Origin of the sequence: Bradyrhizobium sp. AUGA SZCCT0105 (assembly GCF_018129565.1) — a bacterium.
Taxonomy (GTDB): Bacteria; Pseudomonadota; Alphaproteobacteria; order Rhizobiales; family Xanthobacteraceae; genus Bradyrhizobium.
Map to the genome: position 1 here is coordinate 421,893 of NZ_JAFCMK010000001.1, position 24,956 is coordinate 446,848.

Genomic DNA, 24,956 nt, shown 5'->3' on the forward strand with positions numbered 1-24,956 from the left:
CAAACAAGAATCGAGAGCGCGGACAATTGATCATGAGACAGGTTGTGAAATGGGCAGCTGCCGCGATCGCGGCAGCCTGCATCAGTGCGTCATTGCCGTTTGCCGTCGGGCACGCCGATGATGCGGCGCTGGCATCGCCGATCTTCGGCGTGAAAATTCCCGCAGGCTATCGCGACTGGAAGCTGATCGCGGTCGGTGAGGAGACCGGGCTCGACGAACTGCGCAGCGTGCTCGGCAATGCGACAGCCGTGAAGGCCTATCAGGACGGCGCCGCGCGATTTCCCGACGGCACCGTGCTGGTGAAGCTCGCCTGGAAGCGCAAGCCGGTTGCGGGCCTCAACGGTGCGTTCATCACGGGACCGGCGACAACCGTCCAGGTCATGGTCAAGGACTCCGCCAAATATGCCTCGACCGGCGGCTGGGGCTTTGGCCGCTTCATCGACGGCAAGCCGGTCGATGCCGCCCAGCACGAGACCTGTTTCGCCTGCCACGAGGCCCACGCCAGCGATCACGATTTCGTCTTCACGCACTACGCGCATTGAGTGCCACCAATATCGGTGTGGAGACCGCTTCTTCTCGTCATAACCCGCTGTTATCGCGCCCGGCCTGTGCGCAATTGCGCACATGGACCGGGCGATCCAGTATTCCAGAGGCGGCTGTGAGATACGGAGATGCCGCGGCGTACTGGGTCCCCCGGTCGAGCCGGGGGACGACACCGAGTATGGGCACTACGCTGTCTTCACGTCCTCGCGGCGCGTTCTGATCTGGCGCTGCCGTTGCGGTGAGGCTAGTTTCCCGCAGCAATCGCATGCGGGGAACGGCTTTGACCATCACCATCTATGGCATCAAGAACTGCGACACCATGAAGAAGGCGCGCGCCTGGCTCGACGATCACGGCGTCGGCTACGACTTCCACGACTACAAGACCGCCGGGATCGCCAAGGACAAGCTCAAGCAGTGGAGCGACGAGGTCGGCTGGGAGACGCTGCTCAATCGCGCCGGCACGACCTTCAAGAAGCTGCCCGATGCCGACAAGGAAGGGCTGAACGAGCGCAAGGCGCTGGCACTGATGGCCGAGCAGCCGTCGATGATCAAGCGTCCGGTGCTCGATCTCGGGCCGAAGCGCGTCGTCGGCTTCAAGCCGGACATTTACGCCAAGGAAGTGCCGGCAAAGGCGCGCAAGAAAGGCTGACGCGTTCCGCGCGAACCCTGGTTGGGGAATTTGAATCACGGGAGCCCGGCCAGACGGGACAATTCTGCTCGGCTCCCGGTTCGAGGCTTACGGACAGGAGCGGACATCAACCTGCTGACTATCCCCGACCAATCCATCGAAATGACCCAATGCAGAAACCGCAATCGCCTCATTCATCCTTTAGCACGCCGATCTATAGTGGTTGATGAAACGGCTTGATACAACCTACCGCTAAGCGTCGATACTCGCGCAGGGCTGACGGCCATATGCCTTACCTTATCGACGCAGTCGTTATCTTCTTGTATGCGATAACTGCTTGCGCGATGTGCGGTGCGACGATAGCTCAGGTGAAATTCGTACCCGCGGCCGGGTTGCCGCTTTCAACCTTTATCAGAAGACCGTGGACGGGGATGGCGTTGATGGCTGATCACCGCAAGGTCTTTGCCGCCCCCGGTCAGATTAAAAGGTTCGTGATCTACGGATTGTTGTTGTTCACGGCCTTTGCCGCGTTGGTGATCGGACGATCTATTCAGTTAGGTCATTCACCCTTTTGAAGCGCGTCATGCCGCGCAACCCTTACACTAAGTCCACTCAATGACTGCTTCTGGACCCTTTTCGGAAGTGCCGCGTTGGCTATCGAAAGTCCGGTGTCGGCGGTGAAGCGGACCTCGCGGTTGTGCGTTCCGGCTTCCGAGTTTGACCATTTCATAACTCGCAACCTGTTGGCTGAATTCCGGTCAGATCGCGAACTGCTCGTAGGTTTGAGATTGACTCAGATCAAAAATAGGCTCGACGCGGCGCGTTAAATGTAAATGTGGGGTACCTGTCGACATTCAGGGAGATGCGCGAATGGTTACGCAAAGCAATATTCACTTCTTTACAATTTGGGCCAAGGAGCGTCTCGACGAAATGGACGCAACGATGACGTCGCTTGAGGGCAGGGCTGCAGAGGTGCAGGCCGATGTCCGCGACAAGGCCAAGAAGGTTCTTGCTGACCTGCGCAAGCAGCGTGATGACTTCCGCGACACCATGAAGAAGCAGTCGGAAGCTAACGAGTCGGCCTGGACTCAGGCAAAAGCAAAGCTAGATGGTGACTGGCGCGTGTTCGAGGTCGAGGTCAAGAAATATGTCGATAGCTTCGGCAAGCAGATCGAGCACCAGCAAGCGACGTTCAAGCTTCAAGCCGATGCCCAATTGAAAGCGTGGCGTGAAGCAGCCGACAAGCTTGGCGGCGATGCCAAGAAGTTCGCTTCTGAGCGTCGGGGCGATGTCGACGCCGCCATTAAGCGTATGATCGCCGATGCGACCGAGGCAGAGAAAAAACTCGAGAAGTTGAACCAGGCAGGGAGCCAGTCATGGTCCGTGCTCATGGCGGCTTTGACCGAAACGCGAGCTGCCTTTGATCGCGCTAATGAAGCTGCGCGGGAAGCATTCAAGCGAGCTGCTTGATCGAGCATCGGTTGGATTCGGATAGACCGCCTCGTGGCGGTCTTTCCTTTTTTTGCTCGGACGAGCATCAAGAACATCTGGCGGACTTCCGAAATTGGGCCCTTTGCCGACATTCACTTAGGCATCGTCGATGTCTGCTTTTGAGGGCAACTCGGACATCGCATCCCGCGCACGTGCGTGCCGGATTTATGACACGCTCTAGATCAACTCGACCGAATCCTGGCTGGCCGGACGCTCCGCCGGCACGAACCTGCGGTCGATCACCGCCCGCACCGTGACGATCGGCACGGCCTTCGCCTTCACGCCCATCAGATTGTGCAGCCGAAAGCCGCCCTCGATGCTGATTGCCTTGTACGAGCCGATGATGTGCTCGACGGTATCGCCGCGTCCGAACGGCAGCAGCAGCCGTTCATAGGAGACGTCCTTGCCGTCGGCGTCGGTGAGCTCCGCAACCGTGTAGGTCGGACGCTTGCGCGCCAGGCAGGCACGATAGGACAGGATCACGCCGGCATAGCGCTCCGGGCCGATCGCGTCATCGAGATAGCGGTTGGTGCGCAGCCGCGGCTCGACGTGCTCGTTGCCATAGGCCGTCGTCAGCCGCGCGCCTTCCTGCGTGATCAGGAAGCGTGCGGCGTCACCGCTGCCGACCACGTCAAAGCCCATCATGTCGGCCCGCTCGTCGGCGGTGCCGTCGGTGTGGAAATCGCACAGCAAGGGAAGGGCGTCCGGCATGCGCAGCGCGCGCAGCCAGGCGTTCAGCAGCACCCGCTGCGTGATCGATTTGACCACCGATGGATCGGCACTCCTGAATGGCATGGGCTAACCGAATTCAAGTGGCTGCGGCGGATGTGCTGCCGTGTCGACGGTCTGGCCACGGGCATAAAGTCGCAGCCGCGTGTTCAGGAAATCACGTTGCCGGATCGACTTGATGACCGAGGAATTGGCGCTCTCGAAATGCAAGGCTCTAACCGCCCTTAATACAATGGCGGGAGCTTCGGCGAGAGGCGGAAATATTCTATGAAAAGGAAAGACCGGAGCAAAACACCCTTAACGGCGGCTTTCCGAGGCGCAAAGCGCGCTCGAAGGCCATTCGACTAAGGATCAACCGGAACTGGTCGAGCCAATACTGCACTGCACAGCTTTCCACCTTGCGTAACCGCCGCAGATGACGGCATATTCCGGCCCGGAGGCGACAGGCCCCCGGACGGTTTCCAAGACGTACGGACAACCTGTCGAACACGAAAAAGGCTGGCCACGCGGGCGACGGGCTTCGCGGCGATGGCGTATGGGGGAATCTATTTGGCCGATGAGTTCATTCTCGAAACCAGCGGATTGACCAAGGAATTCGCGGGTTTCTTTGCCGTTCGCGACGTTGCGCTGAAGGTGCGTCGCGGCAGTATCCATGCGTTGATCGGGCCGAACGGCGCCGGCAAGACGACCTGTTTCAATCTGCTGACCAAATTCCTGAAGCCGACGGGCGGGCAGATTCGCTACAAGGGCCAGGACATCACCGCGATGCCGCCGGCCGACGTGGCGCGCCTCGGGCTGGTGCGCTCGTTCCAGATCTCGGCGGTATTTCCGCACATGACGGCGCTGGAAAACGTCCGGGTGGCGCTGCAGCGCCAGCACGGGTCGTCATTCGATTTCTGGCGCTCGAAAACCGTGCTCGACCGCTTTAATCCGCGCGCCCATGAACTGCTGAACGACGTCGGCTTGAGCGAATTCGCCAACACGCCGGCGGTCGAGATGCCCTACGGCCGCAAGCGCGCACTCGAAATTGCAACGACGCTTGCGCTCGACCCCGAGATGATGCTGCTCGACGAGCCGATGGCCGGCATGGGCCACGAGGACATCGACAAGATCGCGGCGCTGATCAAGCGGATCTCCGCCAAATACACCATCCTGATGGTCGAACATAACCTCTCGGTGGTGGCCAATCTCTCTGACATCATCACCGTGCTGACGCGCGGGCAGGTGCTGGCGGAGGGCAACTACGCCGACCTCTCCAAGGACGAGCGCGTGAAGGAAGCCTATCTGGGAGCGGGTCATGGCTGAGGCGAAACTGGCGGAGAGGCCCGTGGCTGCGGCCGGCGCCGAGGTGCTGACGGTCAGCGATCTGCAGGCCTGGTACGGCGAATCCCACATTCTTCACGGGATCAATTTCAACGTGAGGGCGGGCGAGGTGGTGACGCTGCTCGGCCGCAACGGCGCCGGCAAGACCACGACGCTGAAGTCGGTGATGGGCGTGATCGGCAAGCGCACGGGCTCGATCCGTTTCGACAACAAGGAGATCATCCGCACCACCTCCGACCGCATCGCGCGGCTCGGCATCGCATTCTGTCCCGAAGAGCGCGGCATCTTCGCCAGCCTCGACGTGCGCGAGAATTTGCTGCTGCCGCCGGTGGTGCGCCCGGGCGGCCTGCCGCTCGACCAGATCTTCACGCTGTTTCCCAACCTGAAGGAGCGGCTCAACAGCCAGGGCACCAAGCTCTCGGGCGGCGAGCAGCAGATGCTGGCGATTGCGCGCATCCTGCGCACCGGCGCGCGCTTCCTGATGCTGGACGAGCCGACCGAAGGGTTGGCGCCGGTCATCATTCAGCAGATCGGGCACACCATTGCGCGCCTGAAGTCGCAGGGATTCACCATCCTGTTGGTCGAACAGAATTTCCGCTTCGCCTCGACCGTTGCCGACCGCTACTACATCGTCGAGCACGGCAAGGTGATCGACGGCTTCGCCAATTCGGAGCTGTCGGCCAACATGGACAAGCTGCATACCTATCTCGGCGTTTGAAGTCGCCGGAGCCAGAAAATTTAAGAACTGAGGGAATACGCCATGAGGAATACGATTTCAGCGCTTCTGCTTGGCACCGCGATGGTGCTCTCCGTCGCAGGCGTCGCCGCCGCCGACGACAAGACAGTGAAGGTCGGCGTGTTGTCGGATCAGTCCGGCCTCTATGCCGACCTTGCCGGCCCCGGCTCGACGCTGGCGGCGCAAATGGCGATCGAGGACTCCGGCCTCAAGGCCAAGGGCTGGACCATCGACCTGATCTCCGGCGATCACCAGAACAAGCCCGATATCGGCACCACCATTGCCCGCCAGTGGTTCGACGTCGACAAGGTCGACACCATCGTCGACGTGCCGAATTCCGGCGTCGCGCTCGCGGTCAATAACGTCGTGAAGGAGAAGAACGGCGTCTACATCAATTCGGGCGCGGCGACTTCCGATCTCACCAACGCGCAGTGCACGCCGAACACGGTGCACTGGACCTACGACACCTACATGCTGGCGCACGCCACCGGCCAGGCGCTGGTGAAGGCGGGCGGGGACACCTGGTTCTTCCTGACCGCCGACTACGCGTTCGGCGCGGCGCTGGAGCGCGACACCACCGCCGTCATCACCGCCAATGGCGGCAAGGTGGTCGGCGGCGTCAAGCACCCGCTCAACACCGCTGACTTCTCCTCGTTCCTGCTGCAGGCGCAGGCTTCCAAGGCCAAGATCATCGGTCTCGCCAATGCCGGCGGCGACACCACCAACTCGATCAAGCAGGCTGCCGAGTTCGGCATCGTCAAGGGCGGCCAGAAGCTCGCGGCGCTGCTGCTGTTCCTCACGGACGTCAAGGCGATCGGGCTGGAGACCGCGCAGGGCCTCAACTTCACCGAAACGTTCTACTGGGACCTCAACGACAAGACCCGCGCGTTCTCGAAGCGCTTCTCGGAGAAGATGAAGAGCGGCGCTCCTCCGACCATGGTGCAGGCCGGCGTGTATGCGGGCCTCACGCATTACTTCAAGGCACTCGAAGCGCTCGGCGGCAATCCGCATGACGGCGCCAAGGTGGTCGCGAAGATGAAGACGATCCCGACCGACGATCCGCTGTTCGGCAAGGGCGAGGTCGAGGCCAACGGCCGCGTCACCCACGACGCCTATCTGTTCGAAGTGAAGAAGCCCTCGGAGTCCAAGGGTCCGTGGGACTTCTACAAGCTGGTCGGCACCGTGCCGGGCAACCAGGCCTTCACGCCGCTCGACAAGAGCACCTGTGCGCTCCTGAAGAAGTGACGATCATGCCCGCCGGCCGTGGGCGCGGCCGGCGGGCTTCATCTATCCAGCGAAAGCTCATTCGATGCAGGCTCTCTACGCACAGCTTCTGGTGGGACTGATCAACGGCTCGTTCTACGCGCTGCTCAGTCTGGGGCTCGCCGTCATCTTCGGCATGCTCAACATCATCAATTTCGCGCACGGCGCACTCTACATGATGGGCGCCTTCGTGGCGTATTTCCTGCTCAATCTGGGCGGCATCAACTACTGGTGGGCGCTGCTCATCGCACCTGTCATCGTCGGCATCTTCGGCATGATCCTCGAGCGGACCATGCTGCAATGGCTGGCCGGGCTCGACCATCTCTATGGACTGCTGCTGACGTTCGGCATCGCGCTGATCGTGCAGGGCGTGTTCCAGAACTATTTCGGCTCCTCGGGCCTGCCTTACTCGATCCCGGATCAGCTCAAGGGCGGCGTCAATCTCGGCTTCATGTTCCTGCCGATCTATCGCGGCTGGGTCGTGATCTTCTCGCTGGTGGTGTGCCTTGCCACCTGGTTCCTGATCGAGAAGACGCAGCTCGGCGCCTATCTGCGCGCCGCCACCGAGAACCCGACGCTGGTGCGGGCCTTCGGCATCAACGTGCCGCGCATGATCACGCTGACCTACGGGCTCGGCGTCGGTCTCGCCGCGCTCGCCGGCGTGCTGTCGGCGCCGATCAACCAGGTCCGCCCGCTGATGGGCGCCGATCTCATCATCGTGGTGTTCGCGGTGGTCGTGATCGGCGGCATGGGCTCGATCATGGGCTCGATCATCACCGGCTTCGCGCTCGGCGTGATCGAGGGACTGACCAAGTATTTTTATCCCGAGGCCTCCAACACCGTGGTGTTTGTCCTGATGGTGGTGGTGTTGCTGGTGAAGCCAACGGGACTGACGGGACGGGCGGCCTGATATGTCAGCATTGACCGACGATACACTTCCGGTGACGCCGCGCGCGATGCGCGACGAGATGATCGTATTCGCCGTGATGGCGGTGCTGCTGGCAGTGGTGCCGTTCACGGGGATCTATCCCTTCTTCGTGATGCAGGCGTTGTGCTTTGCGCTGCTCGCCTGCGCCTTCAACCTTTTGATCGGCTATGGCGGCCTGCTGTCGTTCGGCCACGCCATGTTCCTCGGCACCGCCGGCTACGTCTCGGCGCATGCGCTGAAGGTGTGGGGGCTGCCGCCGGAGCTCGGCATCGTGGCCGGCACCGCCGCGGCGGCCTTGCTCGGCCTCGTCACCGGCTTCATCTCGATCCGCCGCCAGGGCATCTACTTCTCGATGATCACGCTGGCGCTGTCGCAGCTGCTCTATTTCATCTATCTGCAGGCGCCGTTCACCCATGGTGAAGACGGCATCCAGGGCATTCCGCAGGGGCACCTGTTCGGGATCTTCGACCTGTCGAAGCCGACGGTGCTCTACTACGTCGTGCTGGCCGGATTCCTTGCCGGCTTCCTTTTGATCTACCGCACCATCAACTCGCCGTTCGGTGAGGTGCTGAAGTCGATCCGCGAGAACGAGCCGCGCGCGATCTCGCTTGGCTACAAGACCGACCAGTACAAGATGCTGGCCTACATCCTGTCGGGCACGCTGGCCGGCTTCGCCGGCTCGCTGAAGGTGTTCGTGGCGCAGAACGCCTCGCTCACCGACGTGCACTGGTCGATGTCCGGCGAAATCGTGCTGATGACGCTGGTCGGCGGTCTCGGCACCATCTTCGGACCGGTGGTCGGCGCATTCGTGATCATCGCGATGCAGCAATATCTCGCCGGGTTCGGCCAGTGGGTGACGGTGATCCAGGGCGTGATCTTCGTGGCCTGCGTGCTGCTGTTCCGGCGCGGCCTGGTCGGCGAGCTGGCCCACCTGCTGCGGCGATCGCTGTAGGGCAGGGCACGCGATTTGCTGCCGACTTAGCGGTGGACGACCGCCCGTTCGGGCGGTCGATCCGGGTATTTTCCCCGCCAGATGCTCTATGACAGTTCTGTGACAGTCGCTAAAAGGGCTGTCCCGGAATGATGGAATTGAGACATGCTGCGCTGGTTTCGCGCCTTTCTGCCCAAGGAAGAGCGATTTTTCGACCTGTTCGCCCGCCACGCCCAGACCTCCGTGCAGTGCTCGCTGGCGCTGCAGGACATGCTGAGGGGCGGCGAGGAGACTCCCGTCTTCTGCCAGCGCGTCAATCAGTTCGAGAACGACGCCGATAGCGTCACCCGCGAGGTGCTGACCGCGGTTCGCCGCACCTTCATCACCCCGTTCGACCGCGGCGACATCAAGAACTTGATCACCGCGATGGACGACGCGGTCGACCAGATGCAGGCGACCGCCAAGGCCGTGATGCTGTTCGAGGTGCGCGAGTTCGAGCCGCCGATGCGCGAGATCGGCACCTTGATCGTCGAATGCGCCAATCTGGTCGTCCGCGCGCTGCCTCTGTTGCAGGCGATCGGCCAGAACGTCTCGATGCTGACCCAGATCACCGAGGAGCTGACCAAGCTCGAGGGGCGGGTCGACGATCTCCATGATATCGGGCTCAAGGAATTGTTCCTGAAGCACCGCGACGCCAACACGATGGACTTCATCGTCGGCGCGGAGATCTACGATCATCTCGAGAAGGTGGCCGACCGCTTCGACGACGTCGCCAACGAGATCAACTCCATCGTCATCGAGCAAGTGTAAGTCGGGGACATCACGTGGACGCCACGCTGGGTCTTCCGGTTCTGACCATCCTGATCGCGGTCGCGCTGCTGTTCGACTTCCTGAACGGCCTGCACGATGCCGCGAACTCGATCGCGACCATCGTCTCGACCCGCGTACTGCGGCCGCAATATGCGGTGTTCTGGGCGGCGTTCTTCAACTTCGTCGCCTTCGCGGTGTTCGGTCTGCACGTCGCCAACACCATCGGCACCGGGATCATCGACCCGTCCGTGGTGGACGCGACCGTGATCTTCGCGGCGCTGGTCGGCGCGATCGTCTGGAACGTGATCACCTGGGCGCTGGGCATTCCCTCGTCGAGCTCGCATGCGCTGATCGGCGGCCTGGTCGGCGCCGGCATGGCGAAGGCGGGCATCTCGGCGGCGGTGTGGAGCGGGCTCACCAAGACCTTGCTTGCCATCGTCCTGTCGCCGCTGGTCGGCTTCCTGCTGGCGCTGGTGCTGGTTGCGATCGTGTCCTGGCTCTCGGTGCGCTCGACGCCGTTCGCGGTCGATCGTGCCTTCCGCATCCTGCAATTCGCCTCGGCGTCGCTCTATTCGCTCGGCCATGGCGGTAACGACGCACAGAAGACCATGGGCATCATTGGCGTGCTGCTCTACTCGCAAGGCCATCTCGGCGACACCTTCGAGATTCCGTTCTGGGTCGTACTGGCCTGCCAGAGCGCGATGGCGCTGGGCACCCTGATGGGCGGCTGGCGGATCGTGCGCACCATGGGGCTGCGGATCACCAAGCTGACGCCGATGCAGGGCTTTTGCGCCGAGACCGGCGGCGCGGCCACGCTGTTCATCGCGACCTATCTCGGGGTTCCGGTATCGACCACCCACACCATCACCGGCGCCATCGTCGGGGTCGGCGCGGCACGGCGGCTGTCCGCCGTGCGCTGGAACGTGGCGAGCTCGATCGTCTATGCCTGGGTGATCACGATCCCGGCCTCGGCTGCGGTTGCAGCCGCGACCTATTGGGCGGTGCAGATATTGAAGTGATCAGCCGACCAGCTTCAGCCCGACGATGCCGGACACGATCAGCCCGATGCTGGCAAGCCGCATCGCGGTCGCGGGTTCGCCGAGCAGGATGATGCCGAGCGCCGCGGTGCCGACCGCGCCGATCCCGGTCCAGACCGCATAGGCGGTTCCAATCGGCAGCGTCTTGAGCGCGATGCCGAGCAGGATCACGCTGCCGGCCATCGCCGCGAGCGTCAGCACCGACGGCACCAGCCGCGAAAAACCCTCGGTGTATTTCAGCCCAATTGCCCAGCCGATCTCGAGCAGGCCTGCGGTGAACAGAATGGCCCAAGCCATAACGAACCCTCCGGATAAGGCAGGGTCGTCCCCGCGGATGGTATGGTGAGGTGAAGGTCGTCCTTCCGGTGCCTATATGTGGGTGGCGCGGCCAGTCCGCATTGCGACAAAACGCCCTTGATTGCGCCCGTTTTCCCTGCCAAACGCTGCCCCGCCATGTCTGATACCGCTGTTCCAACCGAATCGCCGTCCCGCTCGCCGCTTTCACAGGAAGTGGCGCGACGGCGCACCTTTGCGATCATCTCGCACCCGGACGCCGGCAAGACCACGCTGACGGAAAAGCTGCTGCTGTTCGGCGGCGCCATCAACCTCGCGGGCCAGGTCAAGGCCAAGGGCGAGCGGCGCAACACGCGCTCGGACTGGATGAAGATCGAGCGCGAGCGCGGTATCTCGGTCGTCACCTCGGTGATGACCTTCGAGTTCAACGACCTCGTGTTCAACCTGCTGGACACGCCGGGCCACGAGGACTTTTCGGAAGACACCTACCGCACGCTGACCGCGGTCGACTCCGCGGTCATGGTGATCGACGCCGCCAAGGGCATCGAGGCGCGCACCCGAAAGCTGTTCGAGGTGTGCCGGTTGCGCGACATCCCGATCATCACCTTCATCAACAAGATGGACCGCGAGAGCCGCGACACGTTCGAGCTCTTGGACGAGATCGAGAAGACGCTGGCGCTCGACACCACGCCGATGACCTGGCCGGTCGGCCGCGGCCGCGACTTCCTCGGCACCTATGATGTCGTCAATGGCGGCGTACGGCTGCTCGAGGGTGGCGGCGCCAAGACCGGCGCCACCGAGCAGATCGACATCGCCGATCTCGGCAAGCGCAATCCCAATCTCGACGTCGCCGAGGTCAGGGATGAGCTCGCGCTGGCGTCCGAGGCCTGCAAGCCGTTCGAGCTCGCGGCCTTCCGCGAAGGCCATCTGACGCCGGTCTATTTCGGCAGCGCGCTGCGCAATTTCGGCGTCGGCGACTTGCTCGAGGGCCTCGGCAAGTTCGCGCCGGCACCGCGCGCACAGGATTCCGATCTGCGCAAGGTCGAGGCCGCGGAGCCGCGCATGAGCGCGTTCGTGTTCAAGATCCAGGCCAACATGGATCCGAACCACCGCGACCGCATCGCCTTCGCGCGGCTGTGCTCCGGAAAACTCAGCCGCGGCATGAAGGCCAAGCTGGTACGCACCGGCAAGAACATGAGCCTGTCGAGCCCGCAATTCTTCTTCGCCCAGGACCGCTCGGTGGCGGACGAGGCGTTCGCCGGCGACGTCGTCGGCATTCCGAACCACGGCACCCTGCGGATCGGCGACACCCTGACCGAGGGCGAGGATCTGACCTTCGTCGGCGTGCCGAGCTTCGCACCGGAAATCGTCCGCCGCGTTCGGCTGACGGATGCGATGAAGGCGAAGAAGCTGAAGGAGGCCTTGCAGCAGATGTCGGAGGAGGGCGTCGTGCAGGTGTTCCGCCCGCGCGACGGCGCGCCGGCGCTGGTCGGCGTGGTCGGCCCGCTGCAGCTCGACGTGCTGAAGGCGCGGCTCGATGCCGAATATTCGCTGCCGGTCGAGTTCGAGATCTCCGAGTTCTCGCTGGCGCGCTGGATCTCGTCCGACGACCGCAAGAAGTTAGAGGCCTTCGTCGCCGCCAACAATTCGGGCATCGCCGACGACGTCGACGGCGATCCGGTGTTCATGGCCAAGAACGAGTTCTATCTCGGCTACACCCGCGAGCGCGCGGAGGGTATCACCTTCTCCAACGTCAAGGACGTGAAGAAGAAGGCGTAGCGCCGCATCCTCACTGTCGTCCCCCGGCTTGACCGGGGGACCCAGTACGCCGCGGCGTCTCGATTGATGACTGGTGTCTCTGGAATATACTGGATCGCCCGGTCGAGCCGGGCGATGACAGGTGAAGCTGATCCGCGAGCGGGCCGAAGGCATCACCTTCTCCAACGTCAAGGACGTGAAGAAGAAGGCGCAAGGCCGCATACTCAGTGTCGTCCCCCGGCTCGACCGGGGGACCCAGTACGCCGCGGCCTCTCGATTGATCACTGCTGTCTCTGGAATACTGGATCGCCCGGTCGAGCCGGGCGATGACAGGTGAAGCTGATCCGCGAGCGGGCCGAAGGCATCACCTTCTCCAACGTCAAGGACGTGAAGAAGAAGGCGCAAGGCCGCATACTCAGTGTCGTCCCCCGGCTCGACCGGGGGACCCAGTACGCCGCGGCCTCTCGATTGATCACTGCTGTCTCTGGAATACTGTCGCCCGGTCGAGCCGGGCGATGACAGTTGAAGCTGACCCGCGAGCGCGCCGAGGGCATCACCTTCTCCAACGTCAAGGACGTGAAGAAGAAGGCGTAAGGCCGAATACGATAGTGCCACATACTCAGTGTCGTCCCCGGCTCGACCGGAAGACCCAGTACACCGCGGCCTATCGATCGATCACTGCTGCCTCTGGAATACTGGATCGGATCGCCCGGTCAAGCCGGGCGATGACGGCGGGGTGTGAGGCGAAAAGCGCGAGGACGTGAACCGGCCCCCGCTTGCCGCGGTCTGGCCGCGGTACCATTTTCCCCGGAGCGCATCCTGGGTCCGATCGCATGCTCCGACGCGTCGTCATCTGCCTCGCCCTTGCCGTGCTGGCCGTCGGCCTCGCGGGAAGCGCCTCGGCGCGGCAGCGGCACCAGACGAACCCGGTGCCGTTCGCGCACACACCCTGCAGTGTGCTCGACAACGGGCCTTGCATTCCGTCCTATTGCAGCGTGTTCAACCATGGGCCGTGCCTGCCCGAAATCGATTATCCGTACGGCGAAAATCTGCAGCTCACGATCCTGACGGTGCCGCCCGAGGGGCAGGCCGAGAAGTACCGCAAGCCGGATCATGATCTCGATACCATCGGCGATCTGTTCGCCGCGCTACGTTCCTGCTGGGCGCCGCCGCCGGCGGACGATGCGCGCGAGGGCATGCAGATGTCGGTGCGCTTCAGCTTCAAGCGGACCGGCGAGATGATCGGCACGCCGCGCCTGACATTCGCGACGCGGGGCATCCCGCCGGATACCCGCACGACCTATCTCAACGCGATCAACGCCTCGCTCGGCGCCTGCCTGCCGCTGAAATTCACCGGCGGGCTCGGCGGCGCGCTGGCCGGCCGTCCGATCATGATCCGCTATGTCGACAATCGCGAGCTGGCCAAGCCGGCCGGCAATCAATGATCCGCGCCCCCGGCGTGACGCATTGCGTCCCGCCCGGCGAAGATGTTACGCGAAGACAGCAATCAATCAGGGAGGAACATCGTGGGACTGCTCGTCATGATCCTGGGTCTCGTGCTGTTCCTCGGCATCCATGTGCTGACCAGCCTGCGCGACCTGCGCGCCGGCATCGTCAATGCGATGGGCGAGGGGGCCTACAAGGGCGTCTATTCGCTGGTGTCGTTCGCCGGGCTCGCGCTGATCATCTGGGGCTTCGGCCATTACCGTGCGACCGGCTGGATCGACGTCTGGACGCCGCCGACCGCGTTGAAGCACATCGCGGTGGCGCTGATGCTGCCAGCCGTCATTTTGGTGGTGGCCGCCTATATCCGCGGCCGCATCTACACCACGCTGAAGCATCCGATGCTGGCGGGCGTCAAGCTGTGGGCGTTCGCGCATCTGCTCGCCAATGGCGACCTCGGCTCGATCATCCTGTTCGGGTCGTTTCTCGGTTGGGCGGTCTATGACCGCATCTCGCTGAAGCGCCGCGCGGATGCGGGCGGGCCGCCGATCCCGGTGGGCGGCCCGACCAACGACCTGATCGCGATCGCGGTCGGTGTCATCGTCTATCTGGCGCTGGCGTTTGCGTTCCACCCGGTCGTGATCGGCGTGCCTGTCATGGGAGCCTGACTATGTCTGTTCAATCCGCCATCAAGCGCAAGACCGCGCCCGATCTCCGCGCCCGCAAGAATGGCGAGCCGATCGTGATGCTGACGTCGTACCATGCGCACACCGCGGCGCTGGTCGACCGGCACTGCGACGCGATCCTGGTCGGCGATTCCCTCGGCAACGTGATGCATGGCTTCGAGACCACGGTGCCGGTCACGCTCGACATGATGATCCTGCAAGGCCGCGCCGTGATGCGCGGCTCGCAAGCCGCGCTGGTCGTGGTCGACATGCCGTTCGGCTCCTATGAGGGCTCGAAGGAGCAGGCGTTCCAGTCCGCGGTGCGGATCATGAAGGAGACGCTGTGCGGCGCCGTCAAGCTCGAGGGCGGCGCGCGGATGGCAGAGACGGTGGCATTCCTGTCCGAGCGCGGCATTCCCGTGATGGGCCATATCGGCCTGACGCCGCAATCGATCAACACGCTCGGCTCGTTCCGCGCACAGGGCCGCGAGGAGGAGACCTGGGCGCCGATCGAGAACGACGCGAAGGCGATCGCGGAGGCGGGCGCCTTCTCGATCGTGGTCGAGGCAGTCGCCGAGCCCTTGGCGCGCAAGATCACGCAATCGATCGCCGTTCCCACCATCGGCATCGGCGCCAGCGCTGCTTGCGACGGCCAGGTGCTGGTGCTGGAGGACATGCTCGGCCTGTCGCCGCGCGCGCCGAAATTCGTGCGCCGCTACGGCAACCTCGGGCCGATGATCGAGGAAGCGATCGCGGGCTATGCGCGCGATGTGAAGAGCCGCGCCTTTCCGGGCCCGGAGCACGTCTACGGCATGAAGAAGAGCTGACGAGGCGCGCATGGACTGGTCGCAACACGCACTTCCGCTGATGCGGCTCGAGCCGCGCTTCGGCGACCGCGTCGTGCCTGCCTTCGCCGAGCGGCCGGCCAGCCTGTGGGCGATGATCGCGGACGCCGTCGCGCAGAATGGCGACGGCGAGGCGCTGGTCTGTGGCGAGAGGCGCCTGAGCTGGCGTGAGGTCGCCGACCAATCGGCGAAGGTCGCAGCCGGCTTTGCAAAGCTTGGTCTCGCGCCGGGCGACCGCGTCGGGATCCTGCTCGGCAACCGCATCGAGTTCGTGCTGACGATGTTCGCCGCCGCCCATGCTGGCCTCGTCACGGTGCTGCTCTCGACGCGCCAGCAGAAGCCCGAGATCGCCTATGTGCTGAACGATTGCGGCGCGAAGTGTCTGGTCCACGAGGCCGCGCTTGCCGATCGCATCCCGGACGCTGCCGATATTCCCGGCCTCACACATCGCATCTTGGTCAGCGACGACGGCGCATCGCAATTCGCCGGTCTGCGCGACAACGCTCCGGCGCAGGCGCCGGCCGAGGTGAGGGAAGAGGACACCGCGATGATCCTCTACACCTCAGGCACCACGGGGCGGCCGAAGGGCGCGATGCTTGCTCATTGCAACATCATCCATTCCTCTGACGTGTTCGTGTCCTGCCTGAAGCTGACCAGGGCCGATCGCTCGATCGCCGCGGTGCCGCTCGCGCATGTCACCGGCGCGGTCGCCAACGTCACCACCATGGCCCGCTGCGCCGGCGCGCTGATCATCATGCCGGAGTTCAAGGCGTCGGAATATCTGAAGGTCGCGGCGCGCGAGCGCGTCACCTACACGGTGATGGTGCCGGCGATGTACAATCTGTGCCTGATGCAGCCGGATTTCGGCAGCTACGACCTGTCGAGCTGGCGCATCGGCGGCTTCGGCGGCGCGCCGATGCCGGTCGCGACCATCGAAAAGCTCGACGCCAAGATTCCCGGGCTCAAGCTCGCGAATTGCTATGGCGCGACCGAGACCACGTCGCCCTCGACCTTGATGCCGGGTGAATTGACCGCGGCGCATATCGACAGCGTCGGCCTGCCGTGTCCCGGCGCCGAGATCGTCGTGATGGGCGCCGATGGCCGCGAGGTGCCGCGCGGCGAGATCGGCGAGCTCTGGATCCGCAGCGCCTCCGTCATCAAGGGCTACTGGAACAATCCGAACGCAACCGCCGAGAGTTTTACCGCCGGGTTCTGGCATTCCGGCGATCTCGGCTCGGTCGATGCCGACAACTTCGTCCGCGTGTTCGACCGCCAGAAGGACATGATCAACCGCGGTGGCCTGAAAATCTATTCCGCCGAGGTCGAGTCCGTCCTGGCGAGCCATCCGGCCGTGGTCGAGAGCGCGATCATCGCAAAACCGTGCCCGGTGCTCGGCGAGCGCGTGCACGCCGTGATCGTGACCCGCACCGAAGTCAATGCCGAGAGCCTGCGCGCCTGGTGCGCCGAGCGCCTCTCCGACTACAAGGTGCCGGAGACGATGACGCTGACGTCAGAGCCGCTGCCGCGCAACGCCAACGGCAAGGTGATCAAGCGCCAGCTCAGGGAAAGCCTCTCGGCAGCCGGCACTTAGTTTCTTCCATTTCCGTCTTCGTCATGGCCGGGCTTGTCCCGGCCATCCACGTCTTTTCCTGGCGTGGAAGCAAAGACGTGGATGCCCGGCACAAGGCCGGGCATGACGAGTTTGTGGAGGGATCGAGCGCATCCCCCGCAAGCGGGAGAGGGAGCCCACGCAGTCCCGTTGCGGCCCATGGCAAACTTCCCCGGTTAACGCTTTGATCCGCCTCGCTTTGCCTTGCCTCTGCCACACCGTTAGGGTAACGCCGCCGCGACGTGGGGATCGGGTAGGGGCCAGGCTCCACCGAGATTCGCGGTCCCGAGGGGATGGGATAGCCTTAAGTGTCTGAATTATTTGACGAAGTCGACGAGGAAGTCCGTCGCGATCAGCTCAAGAAGCTGTGGGACAAGTACTCGCTTTTCATCATCGCGCTGGCGATCCTGGTGGTCGCGGGCGTCGGTGGCTGGCGCGGCTACCAATATCTCGAGGGCAAGAAGGCCGCCGAGGCCGGTGCGGCGTTCGACCGCGCCGTCGAGCTGTCGGACCAGAACAAGCACGCCGAGGCCGAAGCCGCGTTTGCCGACCTGATCACCAAGGCGCCGTCCGGCTACCGCAATCTGGCGCGGCTGCGCATGGCCGCCGAGGTCGCGACCCGCGATCAGCCGGCCGCTGCGAAACTCTATGACGCGATCGCAGCCGACCGCAGCGTCGGCGGTCCTGATCAGGATCTGGCGCGGATCCGTGCCGCGCAGATGGTGATGGACACCACGACCTATCCGAACATGGTGCAACGGCTCGAGGCGATGGCGACGTCGAAGGACTCGACGTTCCGCCACTCCGCGCGCGAGTTGCTGGCGCTGTCGGCCTGGCGCGCCAACGATGCCACCGCCGCGCGGCAGTGGCTCGACCAGATTGCCAATGACGGCGAGACGCCGCCGAGCCTGCGGTCGCGCGCCGAAGCGCTGCAGGCGCTGTTGCCGCCGGTCGCGAAGAGCTGACTTGGCGCGCGAAACCCGAGTTTGAGTGAGAGATCGACCATGCGCCGCTCGCAACGCCTGATCGCAGCCGCAGTTCTGACAGCGCTTTGCAGCGTGCTGGCGGGCTGCGGCGGTGGCGGCATGTCCAATTTCGATCCGAGCGATTTGCTCGACTTCCTCGACACCAAGAAGAAGCTGGCCGGTGACCGCAAGCCGGTATTCCCGGAAGGCGTGCCCGGCCTCGAGCAGGGCGTGCCGAAGGAATTGTACAAGGGCTCGCAGCAGGAGCAGCTCGACCAGCAGAACGCCGCGGCAGCCGCCGCCCAGCCGGCTCCGCCAGCGGAGCCGCCGAAGGGCGCCAAGAAGCACAGCAAGCGCGCCCCTCCGGCTGCCGATCAGGCGGCTGCCCCCGACGCCGCTGCGCCGGACGAGGGCGCGCCCGCCGCGCTGCCGCCGGAGCCGAAGCCGAAGAAGATCGTCCGCCGCCGCACCACCGCGCCGCCTGCCGACGACCAGCAGGCGCAGCCTGCGGCGCCGGCCCAGCAGACCCAGACCACGCAACAATCCGGCGGCGCGTTCCCCGCGCCGCTACCGAGCGGTGGATTTAGCCGCTAGCATGATCCGGAAAAGTGCGAAGCGGTTTTCCGGAAAGGTCATGCTAAAATAAGAAGCTAAAGCGCGATGACGATTCAATCCGATCTCGTCGCGCTTTAGGCTCCTGCTTCAATTCATTAGACGCGCGCCGCGCCGCGGCGCCGGGATGATCCATGTCTTTTACCATCGCCATTATCGGCCGGCCCAATGTCGGAAAGTCGACGCTGTTCAACCGGCTGGTCGGCCAGAAGCTCGCGCTGGTGGACGACGAGCCCGGCGTGACCCGCGATCGCCGCGAGGGCCAGGCCCGGCTCTACGATCTCGACTTCACCATCATCGACACCGCAGGCCTCGATGAGGGCGCCAAGGGCTCGTTGACGGCGCGGATGCAGGAGCAGACCGAAACCGCGATCGCGCTCGCCGACGCCCTGATGTTCGTGATCGACGCCCGCGTCGGCCTGACGCCGACCGATCGCGCCTTCGCCGACTTCGCCCGCAAGGCCAACAAGCCGGTGGTGCTGGTCGCCAACAAGGCCGAGGGCAAGCATGGCGAGATCGGCGCGATGGAATCCTACGCGCTCGGCCTCGGCGATCCCGTGCAGATCTCGGCCGAGCACGGCGAGGGCATGGGCGACCTCCATGAGGCGCTGAGCGCGCTGGTGCCCGCGACACCAGAGGAAGACGACGAGGTCGAGGACGACGAGGACATCTCGGAGGAGGAGGCCGCGCAGCGCCCGATCCGCGTTGCCATCGTCGGCCGGCCCAACGCCGGCAAGTCGACGCTGATCAACCATCTGCTCGGCGAGGAGCGGCTGCTGACCAGCCCCGAAGCCGGCACCACGCGCGATTCCATCGCGGTCGAGATCACCTGGCAGGGCCGCCAGTTCCGCGTGTTCGACACTGCGGGCCTGCGCCGCCGCTCGCGGATCGAGGAGAAGCTGGAGAAGCTCTCGGTCGCGGATGCGTTGCGTGCGGTGCGCTTCGCCGAAGTCGTCGTGATGATGATGGACTCGCAGAACAAGTTCGAGGAGCAGGATCTGCGGATCGCCGACCTGATCGAGCGCGAAGGCCGTGCGATCGTGCTCGCGGTCAATAAATGGGACCTCGTCGAGCGCAAGCCCAACCAGATCTCGCAACTGCGCACCGATGCCGACCATTGGCTGCCGCAGGTCAAGGGCGCGCCGATCGTCGCCGTCTCCGGCCTGATGGGCGAGGGCATCGACCGCCTGATGATTGCGATCCAGGAGGCCTATGCGGTCTGGAACCGGCGCTTGCCGACCGCGGGGCTTAATCGCTGGTTCGAGCAGGCGATCCAGGCCAACCCGCCACCGGCCGTCTCGGGCCGCCGGCTGAAGCTGAACTACATCACGCAGGTCAAGGCGCGCCCGCCGAGCTTCGTATTGTTCTGCTCGCGCGCCGATGCGATCCCGAGATCCTATCTGCGTTATCTCACCAACTCGCTGCGCGAGGCCTTCGATCTGCCGGGCACGCCGATCCGGATCACGCTGCGCGAGAAGGCCAATCCGTTCGCCTACAAGCGCAAACGGCCGTCGTGAGCGGAGAGGCGGGAGCTGACGCAATGTCGGTGCCGCAGGCACGCAGCGGCGCCGTGATCTTCATCTTCATCACGCTGCTGCTCGACATGCTCGCGCTCGGGATCATCATCCCGATCCTGCCCAAGCTGATCGAAGGCTTCGTCAACAACGACACCGCGAACGCGGCACGCATCTTCGGCGTGTTCGGCTCGATCTGGGCCTTGATGCAGTTCGTCTGCTCGCCGATCCTGGGCGCGCTGTCCGATCGCTTCGGCCGCCGGCCGGTGGTGCTGCTGTCGAATTTCGGCCTTGCCGCGGACTATGTGCTGATGGCGCTGGCGCCGAACCTGATCTGGCTGTTCGTCGGGCGGGCGATCTCGGGCATCACGTCGTCGAGCATCTCGACGGTATTCGCCTATATCGCCGACGTCACCGCGCCGGAGCAGCGCGCCGCGATGTTCGGCAAGATCGGCGTCGCGTTCGGCGCGGGTTTTATTCTGGGACCGGCGCTGGGTGGTCTGCTCGGCCAGATCGATCCGCGGCTGCCGTTCTGGGCGGCGGCGGGCCTGAGCTTCGTCAATGGCCTCTATGGCCTGTTCATCCTGCCGGAATCGCTGCCGGTCGAGCGGCGCGCGCCGTTCAAATGGAAGAGCGCCAATCCGATCGGCGCGCTGCATTTCCTGCGCGCGAACCGGACGCTGGCCGGCCTGTCGCTGGCGACGTTCTTCGGCCAGCTCGCGCATGTCGTGCTGCCCTCGGTGTTCGTGCTCTACGCCACCTACCGCTATGGCTGGGATACCGGCACCGTCGGCGCGACGCTCGCGCTGGTCGGGCTCTGCGGCATGATCGTGCAGGGCGCGGCGATCGGCCCGATCGTGCAGCGCCTCGGTGAGCGCAACGCGCTGTTCCTCGGTCTCGTCTGCGGCGCCTTGGGCTTCGTGATCTTCGGCGCGGCGCCGACCGGGCAGCTGTTCTGGATCGGCATTCCCGTGATGGCGTTCTGGGGCATCTCGGGCGCCGCGACGCAGGCCCTGACGACGCAACTCGTCGCCGCCGATCAACAAGGCCAGTTGCAGGGCGCGACATCGAGCGTGCAGAGCATGTCGGAATTGATCGGCCCGTTCCTGTTCGCGCTGACCTTCGCCTATTTCATCGGCGACAACGTGCCGGTGAAGCTGCCCGGTGCGCCGTTCTATCTGGCCGGCGCGCTGCTGCTGCTCGCGCTCGCCATCGCCTGGCGGGCAACGGCGGCGAAGAAAACGTAGCTTCGTAGGGTGGGTTAGCGAAGCGTAACCCACCATTGCCTCCGCGGTAAGAAAGTCGGTGGGTTACGGCTTCGCCTAACCCACCCTACATCCTAGTCGGTCGCCGGCACCGAATGGTGCTCGTGCGTGATCCGCCAGCTGCCGTCGATCTTGCGCAGTCCGATCGTCAGGCGAAACTGGAACGTGGCGTCGGGCGCGCCGCACCGCATTACTGCGACGGCGAAGGCCACGTCATCGCCGGCCGTGATCGCGATGTCCTCGATATTGAAGGCGTAGGACGGGCGCTGACAGCCGAAGAACAGATCCCAGGTCTTCCTGTATTCATCAAGTCCGCGTGACTGGAACGGCGGCGGCACGTCGAACATCACGATGTCCTGATCGTGATGGTCCAGAACGCCCGCATAGTCGTGTCTGCGGACGGCGTCCGCCCAGGCTTCGATGATTGTTCTGACTTCGGTTTCTGCCGTGTGGCTCTGCTGTGTCATTGCTCGCGTGCTCCGAGTGCTGGCTGATCGATGCTTCGAGGACGAATGCGAGGGCACCGATCCGACACGCCGATGCGTCCGGGCCGATCTTGCGGATTGCGTCATTTTGCCTGTTTACAAACCATCTGGTTGGTTTGCATAAGACGGATGCTGATGAAGACGCGCGCCTCGCCCGGAGGCCGCCTCGGCAGGAGGAGCATGGTGGACGACGAGGCCGTTGATATCTGCGATGAGTTGACCCGCTTCAGCGACGCGCAGGCGGCGCTGCTGACGTCGCGCGGCCTGGTTTATCTCACCGACCTGAAGCTCGATGGCAACAGGTACGGCACGATCGTCGCCGCCAGTCATGCCGACGCGGAATCTGTTGCCCGCCAGCGTGGCCTGGGAGAGAAGGTCATCGGCCGAATGGCTCACGGTTTCCTTCACGGCCTGCGCCGCCGCCTGCTGCAAAAGGTGCGCGGCACCGGGAGTTGGTGTGCGCGAGCGACCGGGTAGGGCGATGATCGATTCCTCGAAGTGATGTGTGACCCGGAGCCGGCATTGGCTTTCCGGTACGTCGTTTGCGCTGCCACGCGAGATCCGATCCAGCGCTTGAGATTGACTGAGGCCGCTGAGATACTGTGATCTCACACGACTCCTTCCTGAGTAATTCCATGGATAATCCTTCCCGCTCGGAACGCTCCCGCAACGCCGCACTCGACGCCGCGATCACCATCGTGACGCGCGATGGTCCGGGGCGCCTGACGCTGGACGCGATTGCGCGCGAGAGCGGTCTCAGCAAGGGCGGCGTAATGCATCAGTTCCGCACCAAGGAAGCGGTGCTGCGCGCCTTGCTCGAGCAGCAGATGGCGCATTTCGAGGAGTTCTCGAGCCGCTACCTCGAAAAGGCACGCGAGACCACGGATCAGCCGGAACTGGCGGCGCAGATCGCAACGCTGCGGGAAGCGATCTCGACGCCGCGGGCCGGGGCGTTCGCACTGCTGGCTGCGATGAACGAGAATCCCGAATTGATGGCGATGCCGCGCGATGTCGACATCGAGAAGGTCGCGCTGATGAAAGCCGAGGCGCGCGATCCGGATCTCGCGCTGCTGCGCTGGGCGGCGGCGAGGGGGCTGCTGCTGAGCTCGTTGTTCGGCCTGTCGTCGCTGACCGACGCCGAGCGCGACCGTCTGTTCGAGCGATTGCTCGACGACAGCAAGTGGACTGCGATCGAGCAGGGCGCGCCGGCGGCCGCCAAGCCATCCAAGGCGACGGCGACACGCGCGGCATCGCCGCGGTCTGCCGGCGCACGGGCCGCAAAGCCGGCATCGGCGCGCAAGCGTGGCTGAATCTCCGGCGCGATCCGAAAGCACAACGCCGCCCAAGCGGAATATGGATCGCTTGGCGGCGTTGGGTCGGCACCGGGCCCCTGAAATCCCCCGGCAATTGGTGCGTTAGCACGAGAGATATCGCGGGTTTGTGACAGCGCGAGGCCGTCATTTCGCGACGCAGCTCACCGGTTTTCCACGACGTTTCGATCGCCGGATTTTTCTGACGCGGTTCCTGCGATCGCAACTTTACAAACCAACTGGTCGGTTTTATAGTTATCGCACTGAGGCAAGATCTGGCGGCGCCGCGACGGCCAGCCAGGTCGGCAGTGACGGCCGCAGCCGCACTTCAGCCCCGGACGCGGCTGCGGCCGAGCTGCTCTTCCGCTTTAGGGTCGGATGAGGAGATTGGAATGGAGAGCTCGATCGCCGCGCGCGGTCTGGGAGCGATGGCGCTTTGCGTCCTCGCCGGAGGATGTGCCGCCGTCACGCCGGTGGCTTATTCGGACGTGGCCTCGTCGGCCTACATGTCGCCTGATACGTCCGACTCGTCGGGCCGTGTGCCGTACCGCTATGCGCCGCCGGTCGATTGGCGAAGCTACAACAAGGTGATGCTCGATCCGGTCGTGATCTATCGCGGCGCGGATCATCAGTTCGGCGAGATGTCCGAGAAGGACAAGCAGGCGCTCGCCGCCTACATGCAGACCCGCTTCGCCGACAAATTGCGCGGCCGCTTCACGCTGGTGAACACCCGCGGGCCGAACACGTTTCGCGTGCGGCTGACGCTGACCGGCGCGGTCGCCAACACGCCGGTGCTCGGCACGCTGTCGCGCTTCGATATGGCCGGCGCGATCTACAACGGCGTGCAGGCCGCGCGTGACGGCGAGGGCACGATGACCGGCTCGGTGATCTATGCCGTCGAGATGTTCGACAGCGCGACCGCGCGCCTGCTCGGCGCTTACGTCAGCAAGCAATATCCCAACGCCTACGACATCAAGGCCAGCGTCGGCGATCTCGCCGCCGCCACCGCCGGCATCGACAAGGGTGCCGATGCCTTCATGGTGCAACTGAAGTGAGGCGCGCGTCGCGCCTCCCGCAATCATCCCGACAATGAAAGGTGCTGTCGAATGAATTACATGGTTCGCCTGTTCTTGCGCAGCCTGGTCGCCGCCATTCTGATGAGCTCAACCGGCCATGCCGAAGTGATCGCATCGAGCGATCCGAGCGGCACCTGGCTGACCGAGGACGGACGTGCGCGCATCCGCCTCGAGCGTTGCGGCACGGCGCGCGACCGCATCTGCGGCTTCATCGTGTGGATGAAGGATCCGCTCGATCCGCGCGGCCAGCCGTTCCGCGACAGCTTCAATCCCGATCCCGACAAGCGCACGCGCGCGCTGCTCGGCCATCAGCTGATCCTGGGATTGAAGCTGTCGCCGGAGGGCCGGTTCGACGGCGACATCTACAATGCCGAGGACGGCAAATCCTATTCGGTCTCGCTGTGGCGCGACGCGTCCGACCGGCTGAAGCTTAGGGGATGCCTGCTCAAGCTGCTGTGCCAGACCCAGACCTGGACGCAGACCTTCGACGCTCAGCCCGGACAGCTCGTCGGCCTGACCGGCGACGCCGGCGGCCCGCGTGCCGACAGGGAGTGGGCATCGCTGCCGGCACCGGCGAAGGCGAAGTCGGCGGCGAAGTGACGAAGAGTAGGGCGGGTTAGCCGACTACGTCCGCCGTAGCTCAACCAGCGAAGGCGGAAGGCGTAACCCGCCGACTTCGTGCCGTGGAAAAGATGG

The 24,956-nt window shown here is 64.3% G+C and carries 29 protein-coding genes; 26 read left to right on the plus strand and 3 right to left on the minus strand.

Annotated features, from left to right (window positions below; all coding sequences use genetic code 11):
- Nucleotides 1-32 precede the first annotated feature (32 nt).
- From JQ573_RS01890 to JQ573_RS01905, 4 genes are all read left to right on the plus strand, one after another.
- On the plus strand, nt 33-542 hold the full coding sequence (locus tag JQ573_RS01890) for a cytochrome P460 family protein (protein ID WP_212317820.1): 510 nt from the start codon (nt 33-35) through the stop codon (nt 540-542).
- Nucleotides 543-823: 281 nt separating this feature from the next.
- Complete coding sequence (locus JQ573_RS01895) at nt 824-1,192, plus strand: ArsC family reductase (RefSeq protein ID WP_212317818.1); 369 nt, start codon at nt 824-826, stop codon at nt 1,190-1,192.
- Nucleotides 1,193-1,539: 347 nt separating this feature from the next.
- Nucleotides 1,540-1,746, plus strand: a complete 207-nt coding sequence (locus JQ573_RS01900) for a hypothetical protein (protein ID WP_212317816.1) — start codon at nt 1,540-1,542, stop codon at nt 1,744-1,746.
- Between the two features lie 295 nt (nt 1,747-2,041).
- Nucleotides 2,042-2,641 (plus strand): hypothetical protein, encoded by a 600-nt coding sequence (locus tag JQ573_RS01905; RefSeq protein ID WP_212317814.1) that lies wholly within the window; start codon nt 2,042-2,044, stop codon nt 2,639-2,641.
- 198 nt (nt 2,642-2,839) lie between these two features.
- Here JQ573_RS01905 and JQ573_RS01910 read toward each other — a convergent pair whose 3' ends face one another.
- Entirely contained in the window at nt 2,840-3,457 is a 618-nt protein-coding gene (locus tag JQ573_RS01910) for a hypothetical protein (protein WP_212317812.1), read from the minus strand.
- 483 nt (nt 3,458-3,940) lie between these two features.
- Between JQ573_RS01910 and JQ573_RS01915 the strand changes: the two genes are divergently transcribed.
- From JQ573_RS01915 to JQ573_RS01945, 7 genes are all read left to right on the plus strand, one after another.
- Nucleotides 3,941-4,696, plus strand: a complete 756-nt coding sequence (locus JQ573_RS01915; RefSeq protein WP_173637121.1) for an ABC transporter ATP-binding protein — start codon at nt 3,941-3,943, stop codon at nt 4,694-4,696.
- Nucleotides 4,689-5,432 (plus strand): ABC transporter ATP-binding protein, encoded by a 744-nt coding sequence (locus tag JQ573_RS01920; protein ID WP_212317810.1) that lies wholly within the window; start codon nt 4,689-4,691, stop codon nt 5,430-5,432. Before JQ573_RS01915 ends, JQ573_RS01920 begins: the two co-directional genes overlap by 8 nt.
- 42 nt (nt 5,433-5,474) lie before the next feature.
- The gene (locus JQ573_RS01925) at nt 5,475-6,695 is read left to right on the plus strand and encodes an ABC transporter substrate-binding protein (RefSeq protein WP_212317808.1); all 1,221 of its coding nucleotides are present in this window, start codon (nt 5,475-5,477) and stop codon (nt 6,693-6,695) included.
- Between the two features lie 64 nt (nt 6,696-6,759).
- On the plus strand, nt 6,760-7,623 hold the full coding sequence (locus JQ573_RS01930; RefSeq protein ID WP_050406473.1) for a branched-chain amino acid ABC transporter permease: 864 nt from the start codon (nt 6,760-6,762) through the stop codon (nt 7,621-7,623).
- 1 nt (nt 7,624) lies between these two features.
- Complete coding sequence (locus JQ573_RS01935; protein WP_212317806.1) at nt 7,625-8,593, plus strand: branched-chain amino acid ABC transporter permease; 969 nt, start codon at nt 7,625-7,627, stop codon at nt 8,591-8,593.
- 144 nt (nt 8,594-8,737) lie between these two features.
- On the plus strand, nt 8,738-9,382 hold the full coding sequence (locus JQ573_RS01940; RefSeq protein ID WP_212317804.1) for a DUF47 domain-containing protein: 645 nt from the start codon (nt 8,738-8,740) through the stop codon (nt 9,380-9,382).
- A gap of 14 nt (nt 9,383-9,396) precedes the next feature.
- On the plus strand, nt 9,397-10,401 hold the full coding sequence (locus JQ573_RS01945; RefSeq protein ID WP_212317802.1) for an inorganic phosphate transporter: 1,005 nt from the start codon (nt 9,397-9,399) through the stop codon (nt 10,399-10,401).
- Here JQ573_RS01945 and sugE read toward each other — a convergent pair whose 3' ends face one another.
- Nucleotides 10,402-10,716, minus strand: coding sequence for a quaternary ammonium compound efflux SMR transporter SugE (gene sugE, locus JQ573_RS01950; protein ID WP_092113374.1), 315 nt, complete (start codon nt 10,714-10,716; stop codon nt 10,402-10,404).
- A gap of 156 nt (nt 10,717-10,872) precedes the next feature.
- On the opposite strand from sugE, the gene JQ573_RS01955 reads away from it, so the two are divergent.
- The 11 genes from JQ573_RS01955 (at nt 10,873) to JQ573_RS02005 (ending at nt 21,371) form a co-directional block, all read left to right on the plus strand.
- A complete protein-coding gene (locus JQ573_RS01955) occupies nt 10,873-12,492 on the plus strand; it encodes a peptide chain release factor 3 (protein WP_212317800.1) in 1,620 nt (539 codons plus the stop codon).
- Nucleotides 12,493-12,613: 121 nt separating this feature from the next.
- Nucleotides 12,614-12,808: a hypothetical protein gene (locus JQ573_RS01960; RefSeq protein ID WP_212318060.1), complete on the plus strand. Its 195-nt coding sequence runs from the start codon at nt 12,614-12,616 to the stop codon at nt 12,806-12,808.
- A complete protein-coding gene (locus tag JQ573_RS01965) occupies nt 12,805-12,990 on the plus strand; it encodes a hypothetical protein (protein WP_212317798.1) in 186 nt (61 codons plus the stop codon). The genes JQ573_RS01960 and JQ573_RS01965 overlap by 4 nt, the downstream gene beginning before the upstream one ends.
- Nucleotides 12,991-13,304: 314 nt before the next feature.
- A complete protein-coding gene (locus JQ573_RS01970) occupies nt 13,305-13,916 on the plus strand; it encodes a hypothetical protein (RefSeq protein WP_212317796.1) in 612 nt (203 codons plus the stop codon).
- Between the two features lie 81 nt (nt 13,917-13,997).
- Entirely contained in the window at nt 13,998-14,582 is a 585-nt protein-coding gene (locus tag JQ573_RS01975; protein WP_212317794.1) for an NnrU family protein, read from the plus strand.
- Nucleotides 14,583-14,584: 2 nt separating this feature from the next.
- Nucleotides 14,585-15,406: a 3-methyl-2-oxobutanoate hydroxymethyltransferase gene (gene panB / locus JQ573_RS01980; RefSeq protein ID WP_106322854.1), complete on the plus strand. Its 822-nt coding sequence runs from the start codon at nt 14,585-14,587 to the stop codon at nt 15,404-15,406.
- Nucleotides 15,407-15,416: 10 nt separating this feature from the next.
- Nucleotides 15,417-17,015 (plus strand): class I adenylate-forming enzyme family protein, encoded by a 1,599-nt coding sequence (locus JQ573_RS01985; protein ID WP_212317788.1) that lies wholly within the window; start codon nt 15,417-15,419, stop codon nt 17,013-17,015.
- Nucleotides 17,016-17,341: 326 nt separating this feature from the next.
- Nucleotides 17,342-17,998: a tetratricopeptide repeat protein gene (locus JQ573_RS01990; RefSeq protein ID WP_212317786.1), complete on the plus strand. Its 657-nt coding sequence runs from the start codon at nt 17,342-17,344 to the stop codon at nt 17,996-17,998.
- A 39-nt stretch (nt 17,999-18,037) separates the two neighbouring features.
- Complete coding sequence (locus tag JQ573_RS01995; RefSeq protein WP_212317785.1) at nt 18,038-18,592, plus strand: hypothetical protein; 555 nt, start codon at nt 18,038-18,040, stop codon at nt 18,590-18,592.
- 152 nt (nt 18,593-18,744) lie between these two features.
- Entirely contained in the window at nt 18,745-20,127 is a 1,383-nt protein-coding gene (der, locus tag JQ573_RS02000; RefSeq protein WP_212317783.1) for a ribosome biogenesis GTPase Der, read from the plus strand.
- Between the two features lie 23 nt (nt 20,128-20,150).
- The gene (locus tag JQ573_RS02005) at nt 20,151-21,371 is read left to right on the plus strand and encodes an MFS transporter (protein ID WP_212317781.1); all 1,221 of its coding nucleotides are present in this window, start codon (nt 20,151-20,153) and stop codon (nt 21,369-21,371) included.
- A gap of 92 nt (nt 21,372-21,463) precedes the next feature.
- On the opposite strand, the gene JQ573_RS02010 is transcribed toward JQ573_RS02005, so the two are convergent.
- Nucleotides 21,464-21,856 (minus strand): nuclear transport factor 2 family protein, encoded by a 393-nt coding sequence (locus JQ573_RS02010; RefSeq protein WP_212317779.1) that lies wholly within the window; start codon nt 21,854-21,856, stop codon nt 21,464-21,466.
- Between the two features lie 198 nt (nt 21,857-22,054).
- On the opposite strand from JQ573_RS02010, the gene JQ573_RS02015 reads away from it, so the two are divergent.
- From JQ573_RS02015 to JQ573_RS02030, 4 genes are all read left to right on the plus strand, one after another.
- On the plus strand, nt 22,055-22,351 hold the full coding sequence (locus tag JQ573_RS02015) for a hypothetical protein (RefSeq protein WP_212408679.1): 297 nt from the start codon (nt 22,055-22,057) through the stop codon (nt 22,349-22,351).
- Nucleotides 22,352-22,509: 158 nt separating this feature from the next.
- A complete protein-coding gene (locus tag JQ573_RS02020; protein ID WP_212317775.1) occupies nt 22,510-23,184 on the plus strand; it encodes a TetR/AcrR family transcriptional regulator in 675 nt (224 codons plus the stop codon).
- 392 nt (nt 23,185-23,576) lie between these two features.
- Entirely contained in the window at nt 23,577-24,239 is a 663-nt protein-coding gene (locus tag JQ573_RS02025) for a DUF3313 domain-containing protein (RefSeq protein ID WP_212317773.1), read from the plus strand.
- Between the two features lie 51 nt (nt 24,240-24,290).
- Nucleotides 24,291-24,860 carry a DUF2147 domain-containing protein gene (locus JQ573_RS02030; protein WP_212317771.1) on the plus strand — a complete coding sequence of 190 codons (570 nt, stop codon included), beginning with the start codon at nt 24,291-24,293 and terminating at the stop codon, nt 24,858-24,860.
- Nucleotides 24,861-24,956 lie beyond the last annotated feature (96 nt).